The organism is Streptosporangium sp. NPDC050148, assembly GCF_055586505.1.
This window is the reverse complement of record NZ_JBVJIA010000020.1, coordinates 89,216-105,306: the sequence shown is the minus strand read 5'-3', so window position 1 is coordinate 105,306 and position 16,091 is coordinate 89,216. Positions and strand designations below refer to the sequence as shown.

Here is a 16,091-nt window from a genome sequence, read left to right as displayed (position 1 = left end):
GGGGGATGGACCGCACGCCCCCACACCCGGACGTCTCGGAGTTCGACCTTCAGAAAGTGCTGGAGGCCCTCGTCGACCCGGTACGCCGGAGCATCGTCACGCAGCTGGCCGCCGCCGGGCAGGACATCGCCTGCGGCGCCTTCGACATCTCGGTCAGCAAGTCCACCGCCACCCACCACTTCAAGGTGCTGCGCGAGGCGGGCCTGATCCGGCAGCACTACGTCGGCACCTCGCGCATGAACACCCTGCGCCGCGCCGAGATGAACGGGGCGTTCCCCGGGCTGCTCGACGCCCTCACCGCGCAGCGGCGGGAGGGACGAGGGTCACCGAGGGACGCTGAGGGTCACTGAGGGCACGGCGCCGGGCGCCGGTGGGCCGCCCGGCCCCGGACCGTCACCCCCCGGGGGGGTCACAGCCGCGTGGCCGTGCGGACCAGACTCGCGAGGGCGAGGGAGCGGCTGTGCGCGGGCCAGGCGATGCAGGTGACGACCGGGGGCGCGTCGGTCAGCGGGACGGCGGCGTGCCCGGCCCACAGCCAGGAGCGGGCGGAGTCGGGGAAGACGGCCATGGTACGCCCGAGGGCGATCAGCTGGGCCAGCTGCGTCTGGTCACGGACCTCGGGACCCGGTCCGGGCGGGTACGTGCCGTGGCGGGGCCAGCGGGCGAGCGGAAGATCGGGGACGTCGCGGACGTCGTCCATGGACAGGGTCTCGCGCGCGGCGAGGGGATGCCCGGCGGGCAGGACGGCGATCTGCCCCTCGGTCGTCAGTTCCTCGCTGTCGAACCCCGCGAGGGAGTTGAACGGCGCGTGCATGAGCGCCACGTCGGCACGGCCGTCGCGCAGCATCTCCTCCTGCTCGCACATACCGCTCGGGAGCACCTCGATCTCCGCGGCTCCGGGCTCGGCCGCGTAGGCGTCGAGGAGCTTCTGCAGCAGCTCGTGAGACGCGGCGGCCTTCACCGCCAGCACCAGGCGGTTGCGGGAACCGCCCTGACCGTCGGCACCACCGGCGCGACGGGTCCGGCGGGCGGCGGCCGTGGCCGCGTCGAGGGCCGCGCGGCCCTCGTGCAGCAGCACCTCTCCGGCGCCGGTCAGCGAGACCCCGCGGCGGTCGCGTTCCAGCAGGGAGACGCCGAGACGCCGCTCGAGGTGCTGGATCGCCCGCGACAGCGGCGGCTGGGCCATGCCGAGGCGCTCGGCGGCGCGGCCGAAGTGCAGCTCCTCGGCGACGGCGGTGAAGTACCTCAGCTCACGGATCTCCAGGGCGTCCATGGCCACACCGTATGCGGTGATACCCACCGGGTATGACAGGTCACCGTATCGGTGTTGGATGCGCCGCCCGCCCGAGAGCGACCATCGACGGCATGAGCGAAACGAAGACCGCGCTGGTCACCGGCGCGAACAAGGGGATCGGATACGAGATCGCGGCCGGGCTGGGCGCCCTCGGCTACCGCGTGGGCGTGGGAGCCCGCGACGAGGGCCGGCTCGGGACCGCCGTCGAGAAGCTGCGCTCCGCCGGGGTGGACGCGTTCGGCGTACCGCTGGACGTGACCGGCGACCGGAGCGTCACCGAGGCCGCGGAACTGGTCGGACGGCGGGCCGGACGCCTGGACGTCCTGGTCAACAACGCCGGCATCTCGGGGCCGACGGGCCCGGGATGGGTGCAGGACCCGACCACGCTCGACCTCGGCGTGCTCCGCACCGTCGTGGAGACCAACGTCATCGGTGTCATCCGGGTGACCAACGCGATGCTGCCGCTGCTGCGGCGCTCGGCGTCGCCACGCATCGTCAACGTCTCCAGCAGCGTCGCCTCCCTGACCCGGCAGGCGGACCCGGACATCGAGATCGGCCCCGTCATGGCGGCCTACGCGCCGTCGAAGTCGTTCCTCAACGCCGTCACCGTGCAGTACGCCCGGCGGTTCACCGGTACGAACATCCTGATCAACGCCGCCTGCCCTGGCCTGGTCGCCACCGACTTCACCGGCTTCCAGGCACCCCGCACCCCCGAACAGGGCGCGGCCACGGCGATCCGGCTCGCCACGCTGCCCGACGGCGGCCCGACCGGTTCGTTCTTCGAGGACGACGGCGTCATCCCCTGGTGACACGGGAACCGGCCCGCGTCCTCCTCGCGGACGACCCGGCAGGTGAGGTCCCGGGTAGGGGCGGCGCCGCCCGGGGCCAGACCCGCCGGGGCGGCGGCGTGGACGGGGTGACCGCCCGGGCAGGGCCGGTCAGGAGGGGCCGCGAGAGGCCGGGGCCGGGGTGACGACCAGGGGGCAGGTGGCGTGGTGCAGCAGCGAGTGGCTGACCGACCCCGTCAGCAGCCCGGCCAGGTCCCCGAGGCCGCGTGAGCCGACGACCAGCAGACCGGCGTGGGCCGAGACCTCGGCCAGGACGTGCACCGGGTGGCCGTGTTCGACCTGCTCGGTGACCGTGACGTCGGGGTGGCGCTCGCTCCAGCCCGCCAGGGCCTCGGCCAGCAGGCGCCGTTCGGCCTCGGCCGCCTCCTGTGCGACCCGCAGGGCCGAGGGGCCGCCACCGACGACCGGGCTGTTCCAGACGTGCACCGCCCGCAGGCCGGTACCGCGCAGGGACGCCTCGGCGAAGGCGAATCCCAGGGCGTCCGCCCCCGTGGCGGAACCGTCGACACCGACGACCACCTCCCCTCCCGGCGGGGTGAGCGGGTCACGGACGACGGCCACCGGGCAGGCGGCGCGCCCGGCGACCCCCAGCGCCACCGACCCGAGCAGCATCCCCGTGAAACCCCCAAGCCCGTGGTTGCCGACCACCAGGAGCCCGGCACCGGCCGCGACCTCGATCAGGACGGCACGCGGGTCACCGCCCAGCAACCGCGCCTGCGCCGCGACACGGAGATCCTCCTGGCGGACGCGTTCCAGTGCCGCGTCCAGCATGGACGTGGCTCCCTCGCGCATCCAGCGGCCCACGTCGGCGTAGCGGTCCCGCTCGGAGATCTCCAGAGGCCAGGCGGGCATGACGTGCACCAGGCTCAGCTCGTCACCGCGGAGCGCGGCCTCCCGCGCCGCCCAGCCCGCGGCCGCGAGCGCGGCCTGCGAGCCGTCCACTCCCACCACGATCATGACGTCCCCCTCATGGGACCCATGACACCACCACCTCGGCGGACGGCCGGAGCGCCACGGCGGTGAGGATTTCTTTTACCAGGGGAACCTCCGCGGGACCGGTCACGGTGACGGTCTCTCCGAACGCGTGAGCCGGGCCTGGTGGCCGGATCCATCCGGTACGGCACACTCACCCACGCGGCCGCGCATCCCCGTCAGCGCGTCCCCGTCAGCGCGTCCCCGTCAGCGGGCCCCGCTCCCCCGGGGACGCACCGGAGGGCGCGGGCGAGCGTCCGATCGCCGGTCCGCCCAGAAGACGACCATGAACGTCATGAAATTTTCGGAACGAACGCCGTGACGGTCACCGTCGCCCCATCGTCACGGCCACGGGCTCCACGCCATGCCCCTCCAGAAAGATCATGATCACTCCCCTTGCCGTCGTCGGACAAAATCGCTGGAAGAGCGAGCGAAATGCGTCGTACCGACGGATCGGCACCCTCTGCGGACGGGGCCTCCGAAGCCTCGGCCCACCCCGTACGCCCCCACCGATCCCGGCGTTACCGAACGTTTCGGTCTAAAACAAGGCTTACGATCGTTGACTGAGCCCCGGTTCGTTCTTTACTCTCAGTTTACGTCCCGGAAATGTTAGCGTTAACATTTCGCCGGACATCAGATCGGTCCTGTCACGACGAAACGGACATCACCTCCACCTGATCAGCTGTGAACCTGTTCGAAGTCAAAGCACCGGCGTCACGCGCCGGGCGCCTTCGGCGTCGTCACCTCCAACGTCACACCCCCGGTCCCGCTCAGCGGCCTCACCTGACCGAAGGAGCACGCCATGAAAGTCCCTGTCCGGGCTCTGCCCCCCTCTCCACGGCGCCACGGGTGGCGAAGAAGGGCGCTGGCCGCCATGGCGGCGGCCCTGATGGGCGCCGCCATGCTCGTGGCCAACGTGACCACCGCCTCGGCGGCGACGGTGGACACCAACGCCTGGTACGTGCTGGTCAACCGCACCAGCGGCAAGGCCCTGGACGTCTACAACCTCTCCACCGCCGACGGCGGCCGCATCACCCAGTGGACCCGCAACAACGGCAACCAGCAGCAGTGGCAGTTCGTCGACTCCGGCGGCGGCCACTACCGGGTCAAGTCCCGCCACTCCGGCAAGGTCCTCGACGTCAGCGGCTTCTCCACCGCCAACGGCGGCGCCGTCGTGCAGTGGGCCGACCTCAACGGCACCAACCAGCAGTGGCGCCTGGCCGACTCCGACGCAGGCCACGTGCGGCTGATCAACCGCAACAGCAACAAGGCCCTGGAGGTCCAAGGCGCCTCCACCGCCGACGGCGCCAACATCGTCCAGTACGACGACTGGGGCGGCGCCAACCAGCAGTGGCAGTTCGTCAAGGTCGGCAGCGAGCCGAACCCGACGCCGACCGTGACGCCGACCGGCGGCACCTGCGACCTTCCCTCGACGTACCGCTGGAACTCCACCGGCGTGCTGGCCAACCCGAGGTCGGGCTGGGTCTCGCTCAAGGACTTCACCGTCGCCCCCTACCAGGGCAAGCAGCTCGTCTACGCCACCACCCACGACTTCGGCAAGACCTGGGGCTCGATGAACTTCGGCCTGTTCACCAACTGGTCGCAGATGGCCTCGGCCAGCCAGAACGCGATGTCGTTCGCCGCGGTGGCGCCCTCGCTGTTCTACTTCGCGCCCAAGAACATCTGGGTGCTGGCCTACCAGTGGGGCGGCCCGGCCTTCTCCTACCGCACCTCCAGCGACCCCACCAACCCCAACGGCTGGTCGGCCCCGCAGACCCTGTTCTCCGGAAGCATCACCGGCTCCGACACCGGCCCCATCGACCAGGCCGTCATCGGTGACGGCACGAACATGTACCTGTTCTTCGCCGGCGACAACGGCAAGATCTACCGCGCCGGCATGCCCATCGGGAACTTCCCCGGCAACTTCGGCACCTCCTCGACCGTCATCATGAGCGACACGAAGGAGAACCTGTTCGAGGCCGTGCAGGTCTACAAGCTGCAGAACCAGAACCGCTACCTCATGATCGTCGAGGCCATGGGCGCGCGGGGGCGCTACTTCCGCTCCTTCACCGCCACCAGCCTCAACGGCACCTGGACCCCGCAGGCCGCCACCGAGTCCAACCCGTTCGCCGGCAAGGCCAACAGCGGCGCCACCTGGACCAACGACATCAGCCACGGCGAGCTGCTGCGCACCAATGCCGACCAGACCATGACCGTCGACCCCTGCAACCTCCAGCTGCTCTACCAGGGCCGCGACCCCAACGTCAACCCGTCCGACTACGGCCTCCTGCCCTACCGGCCGGGCCTGCTGACTCTCCAGCGCTGACGACCTGACACGGATCCGGCCTTCCGCCGGTCCCCACTGAACCGGCCCCGGGGGGGGGGGGGGGGGGGGCCCCCCGCCCGGGGACCCCCCCCGCCCCCTGGGGGAAAGGGCCCCAACTCCCCCTTCCCCCCCCCCCCCCCCCCCCCCCCCCCCCCCCCCCCCCCCCCCCCCCCGCCCCCCCCCCCCCCCCCCCCCCCCCCCCCCCCCCACCAGTGCCCCGTGGGACACGGGTCCCACGTCCTCATTCCACCGGTACCGGACGTCTCCCGGCGGGTGCCGCGCTGCTTCCCCGGACGATCAGTTCGGTGCTCAGGATGAGGCGGTTCTGGACCGGGGATTCGCCGTTGGTCAGACCCACCACCATGGACGCACCGGCCATGCCCATGTCCCGCAGCGGCTGGCGGACGGTGGTCAGGGGCGGGCTGACCCACTGGGCGGGCGTCAGGTCGTCGAAGCCCACCACGCTCACGTCGCCGGGGACGCGCATGCCGGTCCTCGCGGCCGCCTGGTAGATCCCCATGGCCAGGCCGTCGTTGGAAGCGAAGATCGCGGTCGGTGGCTCCGGAAGGGTGAGCAGGGCCAGCGCGTGCTCGATGCCGTCCTCGAACAGGAAACTGTCCCCGCGTACGAGGCGCGGGTCCACCGGTACGCCCGCCTGGTCCATCGCCGCGCGGTAACCGTCGAGCCGGGCCCGTGCCGAGAGCAGGTGCGGCGGGCCGGCGATGATCGCTATACGGCGGTGTCCCAGTTCCAGCAGGTGACGGGTGGCCGTCAGCCCTCCGCTCCAGTTGCCCGCGCCGACCGACGGGACCTCGTGGGAGGGTTCGCCCGTCGGGTCCACGAGGACCAGGGGGATCTCGCGCTTGCGCAGCTGTTCCGTCTGGGCGGCGGTGAACCCGGAGAACACGGCGATCACCCCGGAGGGGCGCCGGTGCAGAAGGCCCTCGAACCACGCGGGATCCGCGACCTGCCGTCCCTGCAGCTGCGAGAGCACCAGGGACAGCCGGTGCCGTCGCGTGACCTGCTCGACCCCGCTGATGATCTCCATCGCGTAGCCGGACGCCGGTTCCAGCTCGTGGAAGACCAGCTCGATCATCGCCGAGCGGCTCGCGGGCCTGCGCTGGCGGCGGTAGCCGTACTCCTCGATGATCCTCTCGACGGCCGTCCGGGTGCCCGGGGAGACCTCGGCCTTGCCGTTGACGACCTTGGACACCGTCGAGACCGACACCGCGGCCCGTTCGGCGATCTCCGCGATGGTCAGGGGCTCGGGCCGCTCGGGCGACGGGGACGACTCCCGTGAGGCGGTCATGGGGACAGCTTAGATCGCCCGGTGGCGCGACCGGGTGATCCTCCCGGTTTCCGTGATCTTGCGAGGGATCGAGCTCTCGCACCGACGGCGAGGGACCGCGGGCCCTCCCGTCTCAGGACCGCGCTCTACAGCCTGTAGAGTATGCGTGATCATTCGGAGTGGAGGGGTGAGGCATGCTGCGCTGGTTCCGGGTCGTGGCGGTGGCCGAGGCGTGCTCGTGGGCGGGTCTGCTGGTCGGGATGTTCTTCAAGTACGTGGCCGCGACAGGCGACCTCGGGGTGAAGGTGTTCGGGCCGATCCACGGTGCGCTGTTCGTGCTGTACGCGGCCGGGGTCGTGCTCTCGGCGCGGGAGGCGGGCTGGAGCCGGGGCACGGTGGCGCTCGGCCTGGCGTGCGCGGTGCCGCCGTTCACCTCGGTGTGGTTCGAACGGCGGATGGCGGCGCGCGCACCGGCCCGGCGACCCGCCTGACCGGCCCGCCGGCACGGCCGGCCCGGGTGACACGTCGCCCGGCTCCCGCCCGCCCGGCCGTACGCCCGCCGGACAGGCCCACCAGGGCCAGGGAGAAGACCGCGGCCAGGCCCGCGCCCGCCGGCAGCGAGGCGAGCAGGACCTTCCACAGGGCGTCCAGGTCGACGTAGTCGCTCATGCCGCGTGCTCCCTCACCGCCGGGGCCAGGCGCCCGGTCCATTCGTCGTTGACGTTGCCGGCGTGGACCGGCTCGCGCCGCGAGGCCAGGTACAGCGCCGCCGACAGCACCAGGGCGACGCCGAAGACCACGCCCACCCCCAGCGCGCCGCCGATCACGTTCGCCCCCGCCCAGGCCAGTGCCCCGACCAGGGCCGCGGCCGGAAGGGTGACCAGCCACGCGACGGCCATCTTGGCCGCGACGCCCCAGCGGACCTCGGCCAGGTGCTTGCCGACGCCCGAGCCGATCACCGAGCCGGTGCACACGTGCGTGGTCGACAGCGGGAACCCGAAGTGCGAGGAGACGAAGATCACGGCCGCCGAGGAGCTCTCGGCCGCGAACCCCTGCGGGGTCTCGATGTCGGTCAGCCCCTTGCCCAGGGTGCGGATCACCCGCCAGCCGCCCAGGTAGGTCCCCAGCGCGATCGCGGTCGCGCTGGCCAGGATCACCCAGAACGGGGTCCGGGCGTCCTCGCCGATCACCCCGGCCGCGATCATCGCCAGCGTGATGACGCCCATCGTCTTCTGCGCGTCGTTGGTGCCGTGGGCGAGCGAGACCAGTGACGCCGAACCGATCTGGCCGTAGCGGAACCCGCGCCCCCGGGTGCCCTCGGGCACGTCGCGGGTGATGACGTAGACCAGGTAGGTGCCGACGGCGGCCACCAGGAGCGCCGCCGACGGCGCCAGGACGGCCGGGATCAGCACCTTGGACACGATCTCCGCCCCCTTGACGGCCGAGGTGCCCGCCGCGATCAGCGTCGCCCCGACCACCCCGCCGATCAGCGCGTGCGAGGAACTGGAGGGGATGCCGAAGTACCAGGTCAGCAGGTTCCAGGCCAGGCCGCCGATCAGGCCGGCGAAGACCACCGTCAACGTGATCGCGCCGGTGTCGACGATGCCGGTCGCGATGGTGGCCGCGACCTTCAGCGACAGGAACGCCCCGGCGAAGTTGAGCACCGCCGACAGCGCGACCGCGATCCTGGGCCGCAGCGCCCCGGTGGCGATCGAGGTCGCCATCGCGTTGGCGGTGTCGTGGAAGCCGTTGGTGAAGTCGAAGCACAGCGCGGTCACGATCACTATCGCGAGCAACACGAGGTTCGCATCCATAACCGCACATATGACACCTTGAAGGGTCTCTAACCATCTGTTACCGTTTCCTGACGGAGAGTTAACACTCCCTGCAACCGGGGGTCACGTCTCGGCGCCCGAGGAGGCCGGGGCGCCGCGGCCGGTGCTCAGAGCCAGTCGTGCTCACGGGCGTACCGTGCCGCCTCGTGCCGGGTCCGGGTCTGGGTCTTCTGCATCGCGTTCGAGAGGTAGTTGCGCACCGTGCCCTCCGCCAGGTGGAGGCGGGCGGCGATGTCGGCCGCCGAGTAACCCTCGCCGGTGGCCCGCAGCACGTCGAGCTCGCGGTCGGTGAGCGGGCAGTCGTCGACGATGGCGAGGGCCGAGACGTCCGGGTCGATCCATCGCCTGCCCTCGTGCAGGGTCGTGATGACCGAGACGATGTGCGCCGGTTCCGCGGACTTGCTGACGAAGCCCTGGACCCCGAGCCTCAGTGCCCTGCGGAGCACCCCGGGCCTGGCGTGGCGGGTCAGCATGAGGATCACCTGCCCGGGGAGCGCGCGGCGGATCTCCGCGACGGCCTCCAGCCCGTCCATGCCGGGCATCTCCAGATCGATGACGAGCACGTCGGGCCGGTGCCGCAGCGTGGCCCGGACGGCCTCCCGCCCCTCCTCCGCCTCGGCGAGCACGGTGATCTCGCCCTCCAGGGGGAGCAACGCCGCCAGCGCCTTGCGCAGCAGCGCCTCGTCGTCGGCGAGCACCACGGTGGTCATCGGCCGTCCCTTCCCGCTCTCACAGGGCGGTGCCCGAACGACCGTGCGGGAACGCCGCGGCCGTCAGGAAACGCCCGTCCTTCTGCTCCACCGTCAGCTCGCCCCCGTTGCCCACGACGCGTTCCCTGAGCGTGGCGAGTCCTCGCAGCTCGGGAGGCGGGACCTCCCGCGCGCCGTCGTTGACGATGGTGATGCCCGATCCCGTCAGGGTGATGCGCACCTGCCCGGCCTGCGCGTGCCGCAGGATGTTGGTCGTCGTCTCCCGCAGCACCTGGCCCAGGAGCTCGCCGACGTACGGGTCGACCTCGGCCTCGCGGTCGACGTGCACGCGGATGCCCGCGGCCTCGAAGAGGTTCTTGGCGTTCTCCAGCTCGGCGGACAGGTTGAGCCGCCGCTGCGCGTAGGCGAGTTCCTTGGTCCGGGTGATGGTCTCGCTGACCAGGGCGTGCACCTCGCGCAGTTCCTGCTCGACCCGTTCGGCGTCGCTGTGCACCAGCTTCCGGGCCAGCGCGATCTTCAGCTTCACCACGTGCAGCGTGTGGCCCTGGATGTCGTGCAGATCACTGGCGAAGCGCACGCGCTCCCGGACGACGGCCAGCTCGGCCTCGCGTTCCCGTGCCTCCTCCAGCTCCGCGACGAGGCCGTAGAACCTCTGGTTGGGGAACATGAGGCCGGTCATCACCGCCGTGACGCCTGCGGGGACGATGACGTACGCGATCAGGACCCCCGCGACGTCCTCCCGGGTGACCAGCAGTCTCGCCGCGCCCACCGCGGCGACATAGAAGATCAGCCCGATGGCCGCCAGGCCCCGGTGGCGCGGCAGCCGGGGGACGGCGAGGGAGCCCACGATCAAGATGCCGTAGAAGGCCGTGTCGGTGCCCATCACCAGCGCTCCGAGGGCCCACACGGCCGCGGTGACGGCCAGGCAGGGGATCGCGACGCGGGAGGTGTCACGTGCCGCCCACCGCACGAAGAACACCAGGGCCGCGGCCACGCCCAGCCCCAGGACGAGGGCCTGCCACCAGGTCCGGGCGTCCATCGCCACCAGCAGCAGCCCGACGACGGTGAGCAGCGGGAGGAACATGACGAGGTTGAGCCTGCGCAGCCGTCCCCGCGTCGTCCCGGCGGGCTCGGGGACCGTGCGCGTCCCCGGCCGGGCCGGCCTTGCGGCCCTCACCCGGCCGCCGAGCCGCCGGGCCGGGCGGCGGCTCCGGCCGGAGCGCTCGTCCCGGCCGGGACCGCGGTCTTCCGCGCCGGCCACCGGCCGCTCCCCGGCCGTGACCGCGCGCCGTCGGACGAAAGCCCGGCGCCGGGACGAGAACGGGCGAACACCACGGGGAACACCGCGCGGACCGCGCAGGGAACGGTCGTGCGGGCCGTCGGCGGAACGCGCGGGGCGTCGGTGTCCATGATGTCCATGGGTGGCTCTCCGGGGTCGAACGGCCAGGGTCCGGCCCAGTATCCATCCGGTCGCGCGGTGGCGGCACTGACGTAGCGTCACACGTCGGCCTGGGAGATGTCATGGAGAGGTCTTGACGCGGTCGCACCGCCTGGCGCGCGCTCCGGGCACTGCGGCAGAACCCCGGGGTGGCGCTCACCGTCGACACCCGGGACCGGTGGCCCCCTCGGACGCCGCTGATCCGCGGCACGGCGCGGGTCACCGCCTCCCGGGTCATCGCCTCCCGGGTCACCGTCTCGCCGGGTCACCGGCGGGGATCCGCCCGGTGACCGCGGCCGGTGAGGCCGGCGAGATGGGCGACCCCGTCGGCCCAGCGGTCCAGCAGGACCGGGTCGTGGCTGATCGCCAGCACCCCCGCCCCGGTGCGCTCCCGGTAGGCGTTCACCATGCCGACCAGGTGCGCCTGGGTGGAGGCGTCCAGCATGGTGGTCATCTCGTCGCAGATCAGGTAGCGGGGCTCCAGGGTCAACGCCCTGGCCAGGCAGGCCCGCTGCAACTGCCCGTCGGAGACCTCGTGCGGCCTGCGGGTGAGCAGCTCACCGGTCAGGCCCGCCTGCCCGGCCAGCTCGGCGACGCGTCCCCCGTCCGGCCTGCCGTTCGCGGCCAGCGGCTCGCCGATCACCTCGGCGAGCGTCAGGCGCGGGTCCACCGCGAGCCTGGGCTGCTGGTAGATCAGGGCCACCCGGGTACGCAGCTCGCGCGGCGCGCGCCCCCGCCAGCGCGTCACGGCCGTGCCGTCCACGACGAGGGTGCCCGACGCCGGGCGCAGCATCATCGCCATGACCCTGGCCAGGGTCGACTTGCCGCAGCCGCTCGGCCCGGCCAGGCCGGTCACCTCGCCGGGCCTGACGGTCAGTGACGCCCCCTCCAGGACGGTGCGCGCGCCGTACCGGACGGTGACGCCGGACGCCTCAAGCATGCCCGCCCCCCAGGGGGTGGTGGCAGGCCACGCCGCCGTCCATCGCAGGCACGGTGGCGCACCGCTCGGTGTGGCGGCCGCAGCGCGGCCGGAACGCGCACCCCGGAGGCAGCCGGGTCAGCTCGGGCGGCAGGCCGGGGACGGGGACGAACGCCCGGTCCGGCTGGGCGTCCACCAGCCCCGCCGTGTACGGGTGGCGGGGGCGTCCGAGCACCTCGGCCACCGGCCCGGTCTCGACCAGGCGGCCGGCGTACATGACGGCCAGATCGTCGGCGACCCGCTCGGCGGCGCGCAGGTCGTGCGTGATCAGCAGCACGGCGCGTCCCTCGTCGCACAGCTCGCGCAGCGTCGCCATGGTCCGGTCCACCAGCGGCCGGTCGAGGCCGCCGGTCGGTTCGTCGGCCAGTACCAGCCACGGGTCGCCCGCCAGCGCGATCGCGTTGGCCACCCGCTGAGCCATACCGCCCGACAGCTCGTGCGGGTAGCGGTCCAGCTCCTCGGGGCGCAGGCCGAAGCGGGCCGCGAGCTCGTCGGCCGTGGCGTGCGAGCGGAGCTCGCGGACGGCCTCCCGGAGCTGGGCCCGTGCGGTGCGCACCGGGGTGAGGTGGGTGGCCGGGCTCTGCGGGATGAGCCCGATCGCGCGCCCGCGCACCTTTCCGGCCAGTACGGCCTGCGAGGCACCGATCAGTTCCACCGGCTCGGCCGGCTGCTCGCCGCACGTGAGCCAGGCCCGGCCGCGGACGGAGGCGTTGGCGGGCAGCAGGCCGAGCAGCGCGTGCGCGAGCACCGACTTGCCGCACCCGGACTCCCCCACCAGCGCCAGGCACCGGCCCGGCCGTACCTCGAAGGTCGCCTCGCTGACCGCCCGTACCAGCGCGCCCGGGACGCGGAAGGTGACGCTCAGGTCCCGGACCCGCAGTCGCCCGAGGTCGTTCACAGTTCCAGCTCCGATCTCCAGCGAGGGCTGTGGCGGTCGCGCCAGTGCTGGGCCAGGACCGACACCGCCAGCGTGGGCACCGCGATGAACAGGCCGGGCACCAGGCTCGACCACCAGTCGCCGGTGAGCAGCGACCGCTGCCCGTCGTTGATCATGTTGCCGAGCGAGGCCAGGTGCGGCGGGAGCCCCAGGCCGAGGAAGCTCAGCGCGGTCTCGTGCCAGATCGCGTGCGGCATCATCAGCACCGTCGCCAGCGTCAGGTGGGGAAGGAGGTGCGGCAGGAGGTGGCGGCGGATCACCCGCGTCCTGGTCGAGCCCCCGGAGATCGCCGCCTCCACGAACGGGCGCGAGCGCAGCGAGAGCACCTCCGAGCGCACGATGCGCGCCGCCGTGGTCCAGTGCGTCACCCCCACCGACACCACCACCGCGGCGGCGCCGGGCGCGAACAGCGCGACGACGAAGATGCCGAACAGCAGGTGCGGCAGGGCGTTGAACCCGTCCACCACCCGCATGAGCACACGGTCGGCCACTCCCCCGAGGCTGCCCGCCGCCAGGCCCACGAGCCCGCCGATCACCATGCTGACCAGCGCGGCCACCAGCCCGACGAGGAAGGAGACCCGCAGCCCGTAGATCGACCTGATCAGCACGTCCCGTCCCACCTCGTCGGTGCCGAAGGGGTGCGCCAGGGAGGGGGGCCGCCCGGCCGCGCGCAGGTCCACCAGGCTCTGGTCCAGCTGCACGAAGGGAGGTACCAGCACCACGGCCAGCGCCAGCACCACCAGGACCGCGGTCGCGAACCTCGCCGGCATCTCAGCCCACCCCCAGGGTGCGGACCCGCGGATCGGCCACGGTGTAGGCGATGTCGGCCAGCAGGTTGCCGGCCAGCACCGCCGCCGTGCCCAGCAGGGTGAGCGCCGCCAGCAGCGGGAAGTCCACCGCCAGCGCCGCCTGTACCGAGGCCGCGGCGACGCCCGGCCAGGAGAAGACCGTCTCGACCAGGATCGCGCCGGTGACCAGTTCCGGGATCCGGGCGCCGAGCAGGGTGAGGAAGGGCAGCAGCGCCGACCTCAGCGCGTGCCGTACGAGCACGGTCCGCTCGCGCAGGCCGCGGGCGCGCGCGCCGATCACGAAGTCCTCCCGCAGGACCCCGATGACCGACTCGCGTACGTAGAGCACGAGCCACGACGACTGGGAGATCGCCAGCACCGCGACCGGCAGGATCATGTGCCGGGCCACGTCGGCGGCGTCGACCGTGCTCGACGCGGCGTCGGTCAGGCCCCCGGCGGGCAGCCAGCCCAGCCGGACCGCGAAGACCCAGATGGCCAGCAGTCCCAGCCAGAACACCGGGGCGGCCTCGTTGGCGAACGCGCCACCGGTGATCACCCGGTCCGTCCAGGATCCTCGCCGCCGGGCGGCGAGGGTCCCGGCCAGCAGGCTGCCGGCGAACATCAGCACCAGCGCCGAGCCGGTGGCTAGCAGGGTCCAGCCGAGCCGCTCGCCGATGACCTCGGCGACCGGCCGGTGGAAGGAGCGTGACTCGCCCAGCTCGCCCCTGACCAGGCCGGTGAACCAGGTGGCGTACTGCTCGGTGACCGGCCGGTCCAGGCCCCAGTTCCGCCTGATCGCCTCGGCCGCCTCCGGGGAGGTGACCAGGGCGCGTTCGCCGAGGTACTGCCTGACCGGGTCGAAGGGGGAGGCCTTGGCCAGCGCGAACATGCCGATCGTGACGATCACCAGCAGCGGCACCGCGAAGGCGATCCGCCAGGCGACCATGGTGAGGATCGCCCTCACGCGACCGGCCTCCAGGTGTGGACACCGGCGAACAGGCCCCCGGTGGCGTGCTCGTGCCCCTCGACGCCCGGCACGATGCCCTCGTACCGGCCGCGGACGACGTACACGTGCTTGAGGAAGACCAGGTACGAGAAGACCTCGTCGTCCCTGACGAGTTTCTGGAAGTCGGCGTAGATCCGTCGGCGTTCGGCCTGCCGGCCCGAGGCCCTTCCCCGTTCCAGCAGCGCGTCGGCCCGGGGGTCGTCGTAGCGGCCGGGGTTGAGGAAGCCCCGGCCCTTGAAGTCGGAGTGGAACAGCTCGTAGTTGACGTAGTCGGGGTCGTACGGGCTGCCGAATCCCATGACCGCCGCGTCCCTGTCCAGCCGCGCCTCGATCGCGTCCCAGTCCAGGCCGATCGGCTCGACGCGCAGGCCGATCCTCCTGGCGTCGGAGGCCGCGGCCAGGGCGAGTTCCTTGCGCAGCGAGTCGCCCGCCGGGTACATCAGGGTGAACTCGGCCCTCTGCCCGGCCTTCTCCCTGACGCCGTCCTCTCCCATGGTCCAGCCCGCCTCGTCGAGCAGCCGTGCCGCTGCCGCGGGGTCGGTGGTACCGGTCACCCCGGGGTCGTGCCAGACGGTGTCGGGGGAGATCGGCCCGTAGGCGGGGGTGCCCGCGCCGGCGAGGATCGTGTCGACCATCGCCTGACGGTCCAGGGCCAGGCCGAGCGCCCTGCGCACGGCCCGGTCGCCGGTCACCGGCCGTTCCATCGGGTACATGATCGCGCGGTAGTCGGCGCTCGGCACGTCGTACACGGTCATTCCCGGCCGGCCGCGCAGGCCCGCTGCGGCCTTGGGCGCGAGGACGGTGGCGTCGAACTCGCCGGCCCGGATGCGGGTCGCGCGCACGTTGTCGTCGGGCGCGAAGGCGAGCACCAGCCTGGAGATCGCCGGGGCTCCGCCCCAGTACTCCTTGTTGGCCTCCAGCACGATCTTGTCGCCGGGGGTCCAGGAGACGAACCGGTAGGGACCGCTGCCGACCGGCCTGGTCTTCTCCGCTGTGCCCTTGGGCACGATGCCGAGCGTGGTGCGCTGCACGAGCGGCGCGTAGGGGTGGCGGAGCCTGAACACCACGGTCCGCGCGTCGGGGGCCGTCACCTCCTTGATCGCCGAGTAGTCGCTCCTGATCGTGGAGGCGTTGGCGGGGTCGAGCAGCGCCTCGTAGGTGTACTCCACGTCCTGGCTGGTCAGCGGTCTGCCGTCGTGGAACTTCAGTCCTTCCTTCAGGGTGAAGGTGACGGTCTCGGCGTCCGCGGAGACGACGGGCGGGCCGGCGGCGAGCGCGGGTTCGAGGGTCAGGTCAGGGGCCCGGCGCATCAGCCCGTCGAAGATCAGCGAGCCGCCGTCCGGGGAGTATCCGAGCACCGGGTTCAGGGTGTCGAACTCCGAGCTCAGGCCGATGACGAACGTGTCGTCCGGCGCGGCGTCCGGGCTCCGGGGGGCGGAGCAGGCCGTGACCGTCAGGGCGAGGACGGCGCACAGCGTGGCGTACTTCTGGGGAAGCCAAGTCACATGAGAATTCTTATCACTTGCAAATAATTCGCAATAGACCGGGGTCGGCGGCCGCGGGCCTGGCGCCGTGGCCGCCGGCGGTCACCTCCGCCGCCGGGTTCGCGATCACGCGGAGCGTTCCCTCGTTCGCGCACGTGGACGCGAACCCGTCACGGCTCGGCGGTC

The 16,091-nt window shown here is 72.5% G+C and carries 16 protein-coding genes; 4 read left to right on the top strand and 12 right to left on the bottom strand.

Going from position 1 to position 16,091, the window contains the following annotated elements; all coding sequences use genetic code 11:
• Window positions 1–5: 5 nt before the first annotated feature.
• Window positions 6–350, top strand: a complete 345-nt coding sequence (locus tag ACZ6RT_RS23015) for an ArsR/SmtB family transcription factor (protein ID WP_399191702.1) — start codon at window positions 6–8, stop codon at window positions 348–350.
• 59 nt (window positions 351–409) lie between these two features.
• Here ACZ6RT_RS23015 and ACZ6RT_RS23010 read toward each other — a convergent pair whose 3' ends face one another.
• Window positions 410–1,273: a LysR family transcriptional regulator gene (locus ACZ6RT_RS23010; protein ID WP_399191704.1), complete on the bottom strand. Its 864-nt coding sequence runs from the start codon at window positions 1,271–1,273 to the stop codon at window positions 410–412.
• Between the two features lie 92 nt (window positions 1,274–1,365).
• On the opposite strand from ACZ6RT_RS23010, the gene ACZ6RT_RS23005 reads away from it, so the two are divergent.
• The gene (locus tag ACZ6RT_RS23005; protein ID WP_470155959.1) at window positions 1,366–2,103 is read left to right on the top strand and encodes an SDR family oxidoreductase; all 738 of its coding nucleotides are present in this window, start codon (window positions 1,366–1,368) and stop codon (window positions 2,101–2,103) included.
• Between the two features lie 129 nt (window positions 2,104–2,232).
• On the opposite strand, the gene ACZ6RT_RS23000 is transcribed toward ACZ6RT_RS23005, so the two are convergent.
• Window positions 2,233–3,099: a universal stress protein gene (locus ACZ6RT_RS23000; RefSeq protein WP_470155957.1), complete on the bottom strand. Its 867-nt coding sequence runs from the start codon at window positions 3,097–3,099 to the stop codon at window positions 2,233–2,235.
• An 817-nt stretch (window positions 3,100–3,916) separates the two neighbouring features.
• Between ACZ6RT_RS23000 and ACZ6RT_RS22995 the strand changes: the two genes are divergently transcribed.
• Window positions 3,917–5,440 (top strand): non-reducing end alpha-L-arabinofuranosidase family hydrolase, encoded by a 1,524-nt coding sequence (locus ACZ6RT_RS22995; RefSeq protein WP_470155955.1) that lies wholly within the window; start codon window positions 3,917–3,919, stop codon window positions 5,438–5,440.
• Between the two features lie 241 nt (window positions 5,441–5,681).
• Here ACZ6RT_RS22995 and ACZ6RT_RS22990 read toward each other — a convergent pair whose 3' ends face one another.
• Window positions 5,682–6,749, bottom strand: a complete 1,068-nt coding sequence (locus tag ACZ6RT_RS22990; RefSeq protein WP_399191716.1) for a LacI family DNA-binding transcriptional regulator — start codon at window positions 6,747–6,749, stop codon at window positions 5,682–5,684.
• A 173-nt stretch (window positions 6,750–6,922) separates the two neighbouring features.
• On the opposite strand from ACZ6RT_RS22990, the gene ACZ6RT_RS22985 reads away from it, so the two are divergent.
• The gene (locus ACZ6RT_RS22985) at window positions 6,923–7,219 is read left to right on the top strand and encodes a DUF3817 domain-containing protein (RefSeq protein ID WP_399191718.1); all 297 of its coding nucleotides are present in this window, start codon (window positions 6,923–6,925) and stop codon (window positions 7,217–7,219) included.
• Here ACZ6RT_RS22985 and ACZ6RT_RS22980 read toward each other — a convergent pair.
• From ACZ6RT_RS22980 to ACZ6RT_RS22940, 9 genes are all read right to left on the bottom strand, one after another.
• A complete protein-coding gene (locus ACZ6RT_RS22980) occupies window positions 7,158–7,397 on the bottom strand; it encodes a hypothetical protein (protein ID WP_399191720.1) in 240 nt (79 codons plus the stop codon). The genes ACZ6RT_RS22985 and ACZ6RT_RS22980 overlap by 62 nt on opposite strands.
• Entirely contained in the window at window positions 7,394–8,542 is a 1,149-nt protein-coding gene (locus ACZ6RT_RS22975) for an inorganic phosphate transporter (RefSeq protein ID WP_470155952.1), read from the bottom strand. The genes ACZ6RT_RS22980 and ACZ6RT_RS22975 overlap by 4 nt, the downstream gene beginning before the upstream one ends.
• A gap of 128 nt (window positions 8,543–8,670) precedes the next feature.
• Window positions 8,671–9,273, bottom strand: a complete 603-nt coding sequence (locus tag ACZ6RT_RS22970) for a response regulator transcription factor (protein WP_470155950.1) — start codon at window positions 9,271–9,273, stop codon at window positions 8,671–8,673.
• A gap of 19 nt (window positions 9,274–9,292) precedes the next feature.
• A complete protein-coding gene (locus ACZ6RT_RS22965; protein ID WP_470155948.1) occupies window positions 9,293–10,534 on the bottom strand; it encodes a sensor histidine kinase in 1,242 nt (413 codons plus the stop codon).
• A gap of 442 nt (window positions 10,535–10,976) precedes the next feature.
• Window positions 10,977–11,651 carry an ABC transporter ATP-binding protein gene (locus ACZ6RT_RS22960; protein ID WP_399191728.1) on the bottom strand — a complete coding sequence of 225 codons (675 nt, stop codon included), beginning with the start codon at window positions 11,649–11,651 and terminating at the stop codon, window positions 10,977–10,979.
• Entirely contained in the window at window positions 11,644–12,588 is a 945-nt protein-coding gene (locus ACZ6RT_RS22955) for an ABC transporter ATP-binding protein (RefSeq protein ID WP_470155945.1), read from the bottom strand. Before ACZ6RT_RS22955 ends, ACZ6RT_RS22960 begins: the two co-directional genes overlap by 8 nt.
• Window positions 12,585–13,397 carry an ABC transporter permease gene (locus tag ACZ6RT_RS22950; protein ID WP_399191732.1) on the bottom strand — a complete coding sequence of 271 codons (813 nt, stop codon included), beginning with the start codon at window positions 13,395–13,397 and terminating at the stop codon, window positions 12,585–12,587. The genes ACZ6RT_RS22955 and ACZ6RT_RS22950 overlap by 4 nt, the downstream gene beginning before the upstream one ends.
• 1 nt (window position 13,398) lies before the next feature.
• The gene (locus ACZ6RT_RS22945; protein WP_470155943.1) at window positions 13,399–14,379 is read right to left on the bottom strand and encodes an ABC transporter permease; all 981 of its coding nucleotides are present in this window, start codon (window positions 14,377–14,379) and stop codon (window positions 13,399–13,401) included.
• Complete coding sequence (locus tag ACZ6RT_RS22940) at window positions 14,376–15,926, bottom strand: ABC transporter substrate-binding protein (protein ID WP_470155941.1); 1,551 nt, start codon at window positions 15,924–15,926, stop codon at window positions 14,376–14,378. Before ACZ6RT_RS22940 ends, ACZ6RT_RS22945 begins: the two co-directional genes overlap by 4 nt.
• Window positions 15,927–16,091 lie beyond the last annotated feature (165 nt).